We start from the raw sequence: 12,152 nt of genomic DNA on the forward strand, positions 1-12,152 counted from the left end.
TTCGGTGCCGGCGCGGGTCGCAGCGTGGGCGGGCAGGCGCCGGGTCAGTCACCCGATGCGGGGGTGCCCCGGGACGGCCGGCCGTCCGCGGGCACCTCGCCGGGCGTGGCGTGCAGGGCGTGGAACTCGGCGTCGGCGGCAACCTCGTCGTCAACGTCCAGGCGCAGGTGCGCGATCAGGCTGATCAGGACCCGGGTGGCGCTGGTGGCTCGTTCACCCCAGACCGAGAGGTAGGAGAACTGCCACCACCACAGCGCCTCGTCGGGGTGTCCGGCACGGTGGTGCTGCAGCCCGGTGGACAGCGCGGTGGCGATGTCGGCCAGGTCGTCGCTGAGCCGGGCGGTACCGGTGTCGGCGCTGATGAGCGGGTCGATCACCTCGGAGTAGGCATCCAACCCGTCGAGCACGTTCGCCAGGGAGACCCGCAGCGGCTCACTGTCGACCTCGGGGCCGTCGTCGGGCTCGAACCGGTGGGCCGGGACGACGTCGGTGATGGCGCCCAGCCGCGCGCCGGCGGTGACCAGATCCGAGACCGCGAGCAGCAGCAGCGGGATCGCCACGTCCGGGCTGGACCCGGAGGCCACCTCCTTGGTGGTGCTGAGGAACTGCTCGGCGACCGCTGCGGTCGCCGTACCCAGCACGCGCAGGTCCGCATCGAGGCTCGCTTCCATCGGTTACCCACCTCCGGTCTCGTTGGTGTGCCCCCACCGTAGGCAATCGACGTGGGTTGCGGCTATCTTCCCGGCTGCGGCACGCCGATCGGCCCGGCTTCCCGCGGGGCCGGCACGTTCAGTACCGCGAACCGGCCATCCCGTCGGCGAGGATCGCCTCAACGCTCTGCGAGGGGTCGAGGGCGCTGGTGTCCAGCCACAGCCCGCGCCGCGGGCCCTGCTCCAGGAACTCCTGCAGCGTGCGCACCCCCTCTGCTGGCGACCCGCTGCCGTGGTCCCAGTCCCGGTAGGAGTCCCCGCCCCTCCCCCGCTCGCGCGCCAGCACAACCTCCGGGCCGGGGTTCAGCACCACCAGGTGTCGTTCAGCGGAGGCGATCCGCTCCATCCAGGCGGTCACATCCTCCCCGAGGACCACGTCGGCGATGACGACGTGGAATCCGGACGCGGCATAGTGGTTGGCGACCAGGGCCGAAGCCTCGTACCGCAGCCGTAGTTGGCGCACGGCCTCCGGGTCGGGGTCGGGGCCCATCCGGGCGTGCCCGGCTCGAACCGCGGAGTAGAAGACATCACCATCCAGCGCCATCGACGGCGGGCCGAGGTGGTCGGCCAGCAACGGCGCGAGGGTGGACTTGCCGGCGGCCTGGACCCCGGTGATCAGGACCACCTTGGGGCGGCGGCTCATGCGTCGACGGCCCGGCGGCCCTCGAACGCCCGGCCCAGGGTGACCTCGTCGGCGTACTCCAGGTCCCCGCCCACCGGCAGGCCGGAGGCGAGCCGGGAGATGGTCAGGCCCATCGGTCGCAGCATCCGCACCAGGTAGGTCGCGGTGGCCTCCCCCTCCACGTTGGGGTCGGTGGCGATGATGATCTCGGTGATCTCATCATCGCCCAGCCGGGTCAGCAGTTCGCGGATGCGCAGATCGTCCGGACCCACCCCGTCGATCGGGTTGATGGCCCCACCGAGCACGTGGTAGCGCCCGCGGAACTCCCGGGTCCGTTCGATCGCCACGACGTCCTTGGCCTCCTCGACCACACACAGCAACGCGCCGTCGCGACGTGGGTCACGGCAGATGCGGCACTGCTCCTCCTCGGCCACGTTGCCGCACACCTCACAGAACCGGACCCGCGCCTTGACCTCGGTCAGGGCGGTGGCCAGGCGCTGGACGTCCTCGGGATCGGCGCCGAGAACGTAGAAGGCGATCCGCTGGGCGCTCTTGGGCCCCACCCCGGGCAGTCGGCCCAGTTCATCGATCAGGTCCTGGACGGCGCCGTCATAGGCCACCATCACCGCACCTGCCCGGGATCGTCGATCTCCTCATCGATCACGGTTCCGCCCAACAGACGCGCCACCAACGGCGCGCCCACCACCTCGGTGGTCTCCAGGGCCGGATCGTCATCGGAGTGCTCATCGGCTTCGTCCCCGAGGCGCTGCACGGGTGCGGGCGCATCTGGGTTGCGCGGTGGCTCGGCTACCAGGGCGGCTTCCTGCGCCTGGGTGGCGATCGCCCGGTAGCCGGAGGTGCCGTGGTCCGGTGCGTCCGGGGCCGAGGAGGGGTGCGAGTGGTCGGGTGTGGCATCGGAACCAGGTGAGGCCGGCGCGACCGGACCGGCCGTCTCATCCGGGATCGCGCCCGCGCGGGGCGGCACGTCATGGTCCGGCGCACCCGTAGTGCCGGATTCGCTGCCGGAGCCGGTGGGGTCGCTCGCCGCTGCGGACCAGTTCTGCGGTGGCCTCCGTACCGGGACATCGGCCCAGCCATCGCCGTCGATTCCCGGCGTGGCATCGCTCGCCGGAGCCTCGCGCGGACCCTTGACCTCAGCGGAGGTCGTGCCCGCCGACCGGGCCGCGCCCGTGGCACTCGGTCCGGTCCGGCCGGCACCGTGCGGCCGGTCCGATGAGTGGCCGTCACCGGCTTCCGGGCCCGCAGGCTCCGCACCGCCACTGACCGCACCGAGACTGCGAGGCGCGGGCTGCTCGGCTCGCGCCGCCTGTTCCGGCTGCGCGGGTCGCTCCGGCTGCGGGGCCTGCCCCGGTCCCGCGGTCTGCCCCGGTCCCGCGGTCTGGGCCGCTGGCCCGGCTGCCGACTGACGACCCGATGCCGGCCGGGAGGTCTGCTCGTGCGGGGCACTCGGGGCGGACGCGGTGGGATCGGCGGCCGGGGTCCCGGGACCGGATTGCGTCGGCGCCGGCCGGTGCGCAGCGGCGCCACCACCGCCCGCGGAACCGTCGTTCAGGACCGGCTCGATCCGAACCTCCACCCCCAGGGTCTCCCGTAGCGCCTGCGCCACCATGTCGCCGTGCGGGCCGGACCGGAACGCGGTGGCCAGGCCCGAGGTGGAAAAGCCCAGCGACAACGTGGTCGGGGATAGATCCATCACCTGGGCATCCTGGGAGACCAGCGCCCACGAGGTCCGCTTGAGCCGGGCCAGGGTGTCCAGCACCTCGGGCCAACGACGACGAACCTGATCCGTCGTCATCGCGCCTCCGGCCTGCTCGCCTGCCTGGGTTTTCTCGTCTGGCGGGGTCTGCGCGGCTGCGGGTGCTGCCGGTTCCTCTGGCGCCGCCGGTGCCTCCCGACTCGTTCCCGGCCGGTGAGGTCCCACGTCCGGCGCCGGTCCGGAGTCCGGTTCGGGTGCGGGCTCGGCCGGCCGGCCGGCCGGTTCGGGCTGGGCCGCCCGGGCCGCCTCCTGGGCTCGTACCGGAGCCGCAGCGGGCCGCTCGGTCGTTCCTCCGTTCGCGGGCACTTCCCGGGCCTGCGGCTGGGGGGCCGGCTCCGTCGTCGGGCGGGCAGTTGTCGGGCTGCTCGGCGCCGGCGCACCTGCGATCGCTGCTTCCAACCGGTCCAATCGTGCGGCGAAGCCGTCCACGCCGTCATCGGCAGCGGGAAGCAGCAGGCGTGCGCACAGCAACTCCAGCTGCAGGCGCGGGGACGTGGCGCCGGTCATCTCGGTCAGGCCATCGTTGACCAGGTCCGCGGCGCGGGACAGGGCTCCGGCGCCCATGTGCTGGGCCTGGGAGCGCATGCGCTCGAGTTGGTCGGCAGGGACGCTGCGCAGCACCGAGGCCGCCTCCTCGCCGGCGGCGCGGACCACGATCAGGTCCCGCAGCCGCTCGAGCAGGTCCTCCACGAACCGTCGAGGGGCGTGCCCGGACTCGATCACCCGGTCCACCACCCGGAACACGCTCAGCCCGTCACGCGCGGCCAGGGCCTCCACGGCATCGTCCAGGAGGGCGGCGTGGGTGAACCCGAGCAGCGCCACCGCCCGCTCATAGGTGAGTTCGGCATCCTTGGCCCCGGCGATGAGCTGGTCCAGCACCGACAGGGAGTCGCGCACCGACCCACCGCCGGCCCGCACCACAAGCGGGAGCACGCCGCCGGCCACGCTGATCCCTTCGGCTTGGGCCAGGGACTGCAGGTAGTCGGTGAGTTTCTCCGGGGCCACCAGACGGAACGGGTAGTGGTGGGTGCGGGAACGAATGGTGCCGATCACCTTGTCCGGTTCGGTGGTGGCGAACACGAACTTGATGTGCGGCGGGGGTTCCTCGACGAGTTTGAGCAGGGCGTTGAATCCCTGCGTGGTGACCATGTGCGCCTCATCGAGGATGAAGATCTTGTACCGGTCCCGGGCGGGGGCGAACGCGGCCCGCTCGCGCAGTTCCCGCGCGTCGTCCACGCCGTTGTGGCTGGCGGCGTCGATCTCCACCACGTCCAGGCTTCCCGACCCGCCCCGGGCCAGTTCCACGCAACTGTCGCACTGCCCGCAGGGCTGGGCGGTGGGGCCCTGGGCGCAGTTGAGGCAACGTGCCAGGATCCGCGCCGACGTCGTCTTCCCGCAGCCTCGCGGACCGGAGAAGAGGTAGGCGTGGGTGACCCGGTCCGCGGCCAGCGCGGCCATCAACGGCTCGGTGACGTGCTCCTGCCCGATCACGTCGGTGAACGTCTCGGGCCGGTAGCGGCGGTACAGGGCGGTACTCACGCGCCTCACTCTAGGTGAGTGGGCTGACATCGGGCGAGCTCGCTGTGGATGTATCCGGGCAGCGAAGGACCCCCCGCGCACCCGCCAGAGCTCACCTGCCCTTGCTGCCTTCCGGCCCTGGGGGAGTTCAGCAAGATGACGCCACGCGAGGGGTCGCCTCCAGTGTAACCGGGAGTCGGCGGTGGGTCGACGAGGTCGAGGAGCGACTCGGGGTCGGGCCACTCCCAGCCGGTGACGAGCAACGAGGGTCGGCGATCTCACAGCATGCGGATTCGGCCCGTGCGCGCAGTTCCGGTATCCTCATGGGGCAGTTCCAGGAGGATTCGCATAGTGGCCTAGTGCGCACGCTTGGAAAGCGTGTTGGGTTAACGCCCTCGGGGGTTCGAATCCCCCATCCTCCGCCATGTGATGTCACCGCACATCACCCACGGACCGGACCACACCTGGATCCGGGCACCCCGCGTCCGGGCCCCCCGCGTCCGGGCCCCCCGCGTCCGGGCACCCCGCGTCCGAGCCCCCCGCGATCCGGGCCCCCCGCGTCCGGGCCCCCCGCGTCCGAGCACCCCGCGTCCGAGCACCCCGCGTCCGAGCCCCCCGCGATCCGGGCCCCATCCCCTGTTCCGGCCCCACCCCCAGCCGAATCCGCACCCACCCGGACGGGTCCGCGCCCCACCCGGACGGATGAACCGCCAGAACCATCCAATTGGAGAGTTGCGGCGCCCCAGGCGTGCCGAACGGCGCCGGGAGCGCTCAATTGGATGGTTCCGGCGACGTGAGGTGCTCCGCCGCTCAGGGCGCCCGGCGGCCGGGGGGCGCCCGGCGGCCGGGGCGGCGGCAGCCGCGAGGTGCGCCCCGGGCGGTCAGTCCGAAGGAGTGGGGTTGTGCGGCACCGACGCCGGGGAGGCGGGCTCGGCCGAGGTCCCGCGCCAGCGGGAGACGCTGCGCATCAGGTGGTAGACCCCCAGCGCCGCAGCGGTCCCCAGCGCGATGCCCTCGAACCGCAGTTCGCCCACCACCCAGGTGTAGTTCGCGATGCCGATCACCAGCGCGATGCCGGCGGTGGTCAGGTTCACCGGGTCGGAGAAGTCGACCTTGTTCTGCACCCAGATTCGCGCACCGAGCACCCCGATCATCCCGTACAGCACGGTGGCGGCACCCCCGAGCACACCGGCCGGCACCGTGGCGATCAGTTCACCGAACTTCGGCGACAGGCTCAGCAGCAACGCCGCCACCCCGGCCACCGCGTAGGCGGCGGTGGAGTACACCCGCGTGGCTGCCATCACGCCGATGTTCTCGGCGTAGGTCGTGGTGCCCGAACCGCCACCGGTCCCGGCCAGGGTGGTGGCCACGCCGTCGGCGAAGAGCGCCCGGCCCATCGCATCGTCCAGGTTCTCCCCGGTCATCGTCGCCACCGATTTCACGTGGCCGACGTTCTCGGCAACCAGCACCAGCACCACGGGCACGAAAAGGCCGACGACGGCGATGTCGAACGTGGGGGCGGTGAACTGGGGCAGGCCCACCCAGGCGGCCTCGGCGACGCTGGTGAAGTCCACCTCGCCGCGGATCACCGCGACCGCGTAGCCGGCGAGCACGCCCACCAGGATCGCCAGGCGCCCGAGGATCCCCCGGAACAACACCGTGATCAGCACGATCCCGGCCAGGGTGACGATCGCCGTCACCGGTGATTCCTGCACGTTGCCCCAGGCGGCCGGGGCGAGGTTGAAGCCGATCAGAGCCACGATGGTGCCGGTCACCGCCGGTGGCATGACGATATCGATCCACTTCGCACCCGCGAAGTGGACCACGAGCCCCACCAGGGCGAGCAGGACCCCGGTGATGAGGATTCCGCCGACTGCGGTGGACATGCCCTGGGAGGCCGTGACCGCACCGATCGGGGCGATGAAGGCGAAACTCGATCCGAGGTAGCTGGGCACCCTGTTGCGGGTGATGACCAGGAAGAGGATGGTCCCGATCGCGGAGAAGAACAGCGTGGTGGCCGGCGGGAACCCGGTGAGCAGCGGCACCAGGAATGTGGCGCCGAACATGGCCACGACGTGCTGACTGCCCAGACCGATGGTGCGGGGCCACGTCAGGCGCTGCTTGGGACCCACCGCCTCCCCGGGAGCTACTGACTTACCGTCTCGGTACAACGTCCATATCGCCACAGCGCACCTCTGCGTTCCTATTCGGCCCTGATCCTGTCGTCCACCTCGGCGTGGCTCGCCCGGCATCGTATCGGTACGGATTGCACGTCGTGGGCGTTCCCACGAGCCGGTCCACTCACCCAGAACCCGCCCGGCTCCGGGCCGGCACCCAGGCACAACCACCCTCAGGGCTCGACCTGCCGCGCCCACCGCTACCGGGCACAATGACGAAGGTGAGTTCTGACCAGGAGGCGCCGAGCCGGAAGGCACCCCGCGCCGAGCGCGCCGAGACCGAGACCGAGCGCTCGGACCGCAACTGGGATGAACTCATGCAGGAACTGCGCGTCACCCAGACCGGGATCCAGATCCTCACCGCGTTCCTCCTCACCCTGCCCTTCCAACCGCGGTTCACCGAACTCGACGACTTCCAGCGGACCCTGTACCTGGTGCTAGTGGCACTGGCTGTCACCACCACCGCGCTCCTGGTGGCTCCGGTGAGCCTGCACCGTCGGCTGTTCCGGCGCCGCCGCAAACCGCAACTGGTCGAGACCGCGAACACACTGGCCCAGATCGGCCTGCTCACGTTCGGTCTGGTGGTCACCGGGACGGCCGCGTTCGTGTTCGAGATGGTGCTGGGCGCCCCCGCCACCTGGATCGCGGCCGGCGCGGCGGCGGTACTGCTGGTCGGCCTCTGGCTCGCGCTGCCGTGGCGCATGGGTCGACGGCCCCTCTCCCCGCGAGATTCCTAGAGTCAGCGCGGCCATGATCCCCGCCCGGCCCCCGATCTGCACACGCCCACCGGCGCACGAGCATCAGGCGGCACTTTCCCCAAGCCGCGCCCGGAGCACCGGACACACTCACACCGGCCCCGCCGGGCGAGCGAAGCGGCGCCGGCATCCGTCACAGCACCTCCGGGTCGCAGGTACCATCGAGGGGTGATCTTCAAGGCCGTGGGCGACGACCGCCCCTACCCCGAGCACGGTCACGACACCCCCAAGGACTGGGCGGAGATCCCGCCGCGGCAAGTCCGCCTCGATGAGTTGATCACCACCAAGGCCACCCTGGACCTGCGCAGCCTGCTGTCGGAGGACTCCACGTTCTACGGTGACCTCTTCGCCCACGTGGTGGCCTGGCGCGGACAGTTGTACCTCGAGGACGGGCTGCACCGGGCGTTGCGGGCGGCGCTGCAGCAGCGCAATGTGCTGCACGCCCGGGTGCTCGAACTCTGATGCCCTTACGTTCACAGTTCGGACCACGGGCCGTGCTGGCCAGCGTCATCAGCCCGTTGTCGGATACGGTTCTGCCGTGAGTTCGATCGACGCCAAGCGCGCACACGAGGCGCGCGAGTCCCGCCGCCGGCACCTGCAACAGCGCCAAACCGTCATCTTCGGTTCGCTGATCGCGGGTCTGCTGGTGATCGGCCTGGCCGCCGGGGCGATCTGGGTGGGCATCCTGCCGGCGCCGGTGAACATTCCGATCCAGACCCCCGAACCCGAGGAAGCCGCACCCGCCGCCCCGTGCCCTCCTCCCGATGCGCTGCCGGTGCCGATGGATGAGATCGCCGCCGACGTACTCAACGGCACCAATCGCGCCGGCCTGGCCGCCGGAACCGCCGCGTCGCTCGCCGAGCGCGGAGTCGTCATCGGCGATGAGGGCAACGCCCCCGTCCGCTTCGACGGAATCGTGCGGATCGTCTCCGGCCCCAGTGCGGTGGCCAACGCCTACACCGTGGCCGCCCACTTCCCCGAGGCCCTCATCGAACTCGACGGGCGCACCGAGGACACCTTGACCATCACCGTCGGTGGCGAATTCGACGGGCTACTGCCGCTGGAGTCGGTGACCCTGGAGGACGAGGTCCCCCTGGACCCGCTGCCCGGCTGCGAACCCGTGGTGCTCGACGAGGCCGAGGAGGACGACGGCGAGGGCGGCGAGGGCGGCGAGGGGGACGACGGCGACGCCGATGAGTGACACCGGCACGGCTACCCGCGCCGGCACCACACGCTCAGCCGGCTTCGCTCCGTTGCGCACTCCCGCCACCCCGATGCCGGCCGCACCGGTGCAAGTCACCTCGGGTCCCTACGCCCGGAGCCCGGCCGGCACCGCCCGGCTGCTGCCGGACTCGTCAGCGTTCGTCAACGAGTTCACCCGGCCGCTGCCGGACCCGGCGACTGTCTTCGCCGGGCCGGGCTACTTCTCCCCGCGCACCCCGGCCTGCGGGTTCGCCGCGGCCTCCCTCGTGCTGGCCCTGGCCGGGGTGGTGGTCGCCGTACCCGCGCTGCTGGCGATCGTGTTCGGGCACCTCGGGGTGTACCGGACCCGGAACTACCAGCGCACCGGACGGGGAATGGCCCTGGGCGGGATGGTCCTGGGCTACGCGGTGACCCTGTTCTGGAGCGTGCTGATCGGCACCACCTGGCTCACGAACCTGTGAAGCCGTTCCTGCTCATCGCCACCCGGGCCGAGGACGACGCAGCGGACAGCGAGTACGCGGCGTTCCTGAACTACGGGCAACTGCGCCCGGAGGAGTTGCACCGGGTGCGGGCCGAGGCCGGTCCGCTGCCGCGGATCGAACTGGACGCCTACTCCGGCGTGCTGGTGGGCGGTAGCCCGTTCAACTCCTCCGACCAGCCGGAGGCGAAGTCGGCGGTGCAGCGCCGGGTGGAGGCCGACCTGTCGACACTGCTCGATGAGGTCGTGGCCCGGGACTTCCCGTTCCTGGGTGCCTGCTACGGCGTCGCCACCCTGGGCGTGCACCAGGGTGCGGTGGTGGACACCACCTACGGCGAGGCAGTCGGAGCGGTGCCGATCACACTCACGCCCGACGGGCGGGCCGACCCGCTGCTGGAGGGACTGCCCGACACCTTCGATGCCTACGTGGGCCACAAGGAGGCGTGCTCCCAGTTGCCACCCGGCGCGGTGCTGCTGGCCACCTCCGCCGGCTGCCCGGTGCAGATGTTCCGGGTCAAGCAGAACCTGTACGCCACGCAGTTCCACCCCGAACTTGATCTGCCCGGGCTGCTGGGGCGCCTGGCCACCTACGACCGGCACGGGTACTACCCACCGGAGGAACAGGCCGCGTTGTTCGCCGCGCTGGAGCAGACCGCCGTGCAGCACCCCCCGGCCATTCTGCGCAACTTCACCGCCCGCTACGCTTAGTACTGAAACCACCCACTGCGGGAGTCGTCGCACGCCCATGCTCGGCGGGCACATGCCCGCGGCACCGGAGATGTCCGGCCACAGGAGCGCTATGCACCCGAACGAGGACCAGAACCGCCGGTTGCTGCGCGCCCGGGACGCGATGGACCGCGACTTCGCCGAGCCGTTGGACGTGCCCGGCCTGGCCCGGGTGGCGGTGATGTCTCCGGCCCACTTCTCCCGGCAGTTCCGCGCCACCTTCGGGGAGACGCCGCACCGGTACCTACAACGCCGCCGCATCGAACGTGCCTGTGCGCTGCTGCGTGACACCGGGCTGAACGTCACCGACATCTCCTTCGCGGTCGGGTTCGAGAGCCTGGGCACCTTCAGCCGTACGTTCACCGCGATCATCGGGCGCTCGCCGAGCGCCTACCGGGCACAGGCGACACCACTGACGGCACCGGTGTGCTTCGTGAAGGGGTGGACCAGGCCGAGCAGCGCGGACAAAGCAGGCGTACCGGATCGAGCAGGCAGCGCGGACAAAGCAGGCGTACCGGATCGAGCAGGCAGCGCGGACCGAGCAGTTTCGGATAAGCACCCGGTCCTGCCCACCTCCTAGCGTGGGGACCATGCTCACCACCATCGGAATACACGGAATCTACGTACTCGACCAGGAGGAGGCGCTGGACTTCTACGTCGGCAAACTCGGCCTGGAGATCACCAGCGACGTGGACATGGGCTTCATGCGCTGGCTCACCGTCGCACCACCCTCGGACCCGGCCCGACAGATCCTGCTGGAGGTGCCCGGGCCACCGGCGATCTCCGACGACGACGCCGCGCGGATCCGCGATCTGGTCACCAAGGGCGCCATGGGGGCGGTGGCGATGTTCAACACCGACGACTGCCACGCCACCTACGCCGCCCTCCGGGACAAGGGGGTGGAGTTCACCCAGGAGCCGGTGCACCAGCCCTACGGAATCGACTGCGCGTTGCGGGACCCGTTCGGGAACCACATTCGCATCACCCAGCCCACCGAGATGTCGCAGATCACCGACGACGACCTGGCGCGCTGGCAGGCAGACCCGCAGGCCTGAGCAGCGCCGGGGTTCCCGGCGGGGCTGCTAACGTCGGGCGGGTGTTCGCCCCCGGCCTGTCGATGCTGTGGGAGCGCGTCGACGCTGCCCGGGCGCTCACCGAACGATTCGGATTCGCGGACCTGTCCGCGATGTCCCGTTGGCTCACCGCCGTGCTGCGGTGGCACTGGTCGCTGCGCGTGCGACAGGTGGAGCGCATCGTGCTCAGCGACCACAACGCGATCGCCTGGACGCACACCGACCAGGGCATCGTCGTGGTCAAAGCGTGCGCCGATGCCACCAGGTTCGACCGGTTGGCCCTGATCGCCGACGTCGTGGCCCACCTGGGGGAGGTGGGCCTTCCGGTCGCGGCTCCCACGCCGGCGAACGACGGCTCCACCCGGGTGGTGCTGCAAGGACCAGCAGCCGGAGTCGAACGCCGCGATGGGCTGCACAGCGGAGGTCGTTGCCTCACGCAGCACGACGGCGACGACCCGGCGGCGCAGGCGGGCGCGGCACCCGCGGCGCCCGGCCCGCGCGGTCGGCGGTTGTCGGTCATCGTGCAGCCGCTGGTACCAGGCACTCTGCTGGATGCCGGGGACCTGGCCGGGGTCCGCGCGGCCGGTGCCGTACTCGCCCGGCTGCACAGCGCCGTCGTCGACCTGCCCCAAGCCGGGCACCGGGTGGGCGAGCCCGACCTGCACCGCCGTCTGCACGGCGCCGTCGCGGGCCCCGCCCGTCCCTGCGTGCCACACGCTGCGGACCGCCTGGATGCCCTCCTTGCTGACCTACCCGCCCTGGGCACCCCGGCCCAACTGGTGCACCGCGATTTCCGGGGCCCGAACGTGCTCATGAACGGCCCCGAGGTCAGCGCGGTACTCGACTTCGACGAGATGACCCTCGATCACGCGGTGCTGGACCTGGCCCTCGCTTGCACCCTGCTCGCTACCCGTTACACCACCTGGGACCCGGCACCCCCGGCGGCCCGGGAGTCCCTGATGGACGGATACCGATCGGTGCGGCCGTTGAGCGATCTGGAGGAGCGCTGGCTGGGAGCGCTCGTGCTGGGGCTGACCATCGCCCAGGTCCCCGACGGGCGGAATCCGGACGGGTGGCGACAGGCAGTTCAACACCTGAGCGCCGGCCTGTGAC

The 12,152-nt window shown here is 71.4% G+C and carries 13 protein-coding genes, 1 tRNA gene and 1 other RNA gene; 9 read left to right on the forward strand and 6 right to left on the reverse strand.

Going from position 1 to position 12,152, the window contains the following annotated elements; genetic code table 11:
* Positions 1-44: 44 nt before the first annotated feature.
* The 5 genes from ACPL7H_RS00505 to ffs all read right to left on the reverse strand — a co-directional run bounded on the left by ACPL7H_RS00505 (position 45) and on the right by ffs (position 4,806).
* The gene (locus ACPL7H_RS00505; RefSeq protein ID WP_424795238.1) at positions 45-671 is read right to left on the reverse strand and encodes a DUF5063 domain-containing protein; all 627 of its coding nucleotides are present in this window, start codon (positions 669-671) and stop codon (positions 45-47) included.
* 118 nt (positions 672-789) lie between these two features.
* The gene (locus tag ACPL7H_RS00510) at positions 790-1,353 is read right to left on the reverse strand and encodes an AAA family ATPase (protein WP_424795239.1); all 564 of its coding nucleotides are present in this window, start codon (positions 1,351-1,353) and stop codon (positions 790-792) included.
* The gene (gene recR, locus ACPL7H_RS00515; protein WP_424786781.1) at positions 1,350-1,955 is read right to left on the reverse strand and encodes a recombination mediator RecR; all 606 of its coding nucleotides are present in this window, start codon (positions 1,953-1,955) and stop codon (positions 1,350-1,352) included. The genes ACPL7H_RS00510 and recR overlap by 4 nt, the downstream gene beginning before the upstream one ends.
* Positions 1,955-4,648 (reverse strand): DNA polymerase III subunit gamma and tau, encoded by a 2,694-nt coding sequence (locus ACPL7H_RS00520; RefSeq protein WP_424795240.1) that lies wholly within the window; start codon positions 4,646-4,648, stop codon positions 1,955-1,957. The genes recR and ACPL7H_RS00520 overlap by 1 nt, the downstream gene beginning before the upstream one ends.
* A 61-nt stretch (positions 4,649-4,709) precedes the next feature.
* Positions 4,710-4,806, reverse strand: an RNA gene (gene ffs, locus ACPL7H_RS00525) — signal recognition particle sRNA small type.
* Between the two features lie 158 nt (positions 4,807-4,964).
* On the opposite strand from ffs, the gene ACPL7H_RS00530 reads away from it, so the two are divergent.
* A tRNA-Ser gene (locus tag ACPL7H_RS00530) sits at positions 4,965-5,052 on the forward strand.
* A 456-nt stretch (positions 5,053-5,508) separates the two neighbouring features.
* Here the strand turns inward: ACPL7H_RS00530 and ACPL7H_RS00535 are convergent.
* The gene (locus tag ACPL7H_RS00535) at positions 5,509-6,879 is read right to left on the reverse strand and encodes a uracil-xanthine permease family protein (protein WP_424795241.1); all 1,371 of its coding nucleotides are present in this window, start codon (positions 6,877-6,879) and stop codon (positions 5,509-5,511) included.
* A gap of 146 nt (positions 6,880-7,025) precedes the next feature.
* On the opposite strand from ACPL7H_RS00535, the gene ACPL7H_RS00540 reads away from it, so the two are divergent.
* The 8 genes from ACPL7H_RS00540 (at position 7,026) to ACPL7H_RS00575 (ending at position 12,151) form a co-directional block, all read left to right on the forward strand.
* Entirely contained in the window at positions 7,026-7,541 is a 516-nt protein-coding gene (locus ACPL7H_RS00540) for a DUF6328 family protein (protein WP_424795242.1), read from the forward strand.
* 186 nt (positions 7,542-7,727) lie between these two features.
* Positions 7,728-8,021 (forward strand): type II toxin-antitoxin system VapB family antitoxin, encoded by a 294-nt coding sequence (locus tag ACPL7H_RS00545; RefSeq protein ID WP_424795243.1) that lies wholly within the window; start codon positions 7,728-7,730, stop codon positions 8,019-8,021.
* A 76-nt stretch (positions 8,022-8,097) separates the two neighbouring features.
* Positions 8,098-8,760 carry a LytR C-terminal domain-containing protein gene (locus ACPL7H_RS00550; protein WP_424795244.1) on the forward strand — a complete coding sequence of 221 codons (663 nt, stop codon included), beginning with the start codon at positions 8,098-8,100 and terminating at the stop codon, positions 8,758-8,760.
* Positions 8,753-9,223, forward strand: coding sequence for a DUF4190 domain-containing protein (locus ACPL7H_RS00555; protein WP_424795245.1), 471 nt, complete (start codon positions 8,753-8,755; stop codon positions 9,221-9,223). The genes ACPL7H_RS00550 and ACPL7H_RS00555 overlap by 8 nt, the downstream gene beginning before the upstream one ends.
* Complete coding sequence (locus ACPL7H_RS00560; protein ID WP_424795246.1) at positions 9,220-9,948, forward strand: glutamine amidotransferase; 729 nt, start codon at positions 9,220-9,222, stop codon at positions 9,946-9,948. Before ACPL7H_RS00555 ends, ACPL7H_RS00560 begins: the two co-directional genes overlap by 4 nt.
* Positions 9,949-10,039: 91 nt before the next feature.
* Complete coding sequence (locus tag ACPL7H_RS00565) at positions 10,040-10,546, forward strand: helix-turn-helix domain-containing protein (protein ID WP_424795247.1); 507 nt, start codon at positions 10,040-10,042, stop codon at positions 10,544-10,546.
* A 10-nt stretch (positions 10,547-10,556) separates the two neighbouring features.
* Positions 10,557-11,021, forward strand: coding sequence for a VOC family protein (locus ACPL7H_RS00570; RefSeq protein ID WP_424795248.1), 465 nt, complete (start codon positions 10,557-10,559; stop codon positions 11,019-11,021).
* A gap of 41 nt (positions 11,022-11,062) precedes the next feature.
* Positions 11,063-12,151, forward strand: a complete 1,089-nt coding sequence (locus tag ACPL7H_RS00575; RefSeq protein WP_424795249.1) for a phosphotransferase — start codon at positions 11,063-11,065, stop codon at positions 12,149-12,151.
* The last annotated feature ends 1 nt before the right edge of the window (position 12,152 follow it).

This window comes from Pseudactinotalea sp. Z1732, from assembly GCF_049724975.1.
GTDB lineage: Bacteria > Actinomycetota > Actinomycetes > Actinomycetales > Beutenbergiaceae > CALKWS01.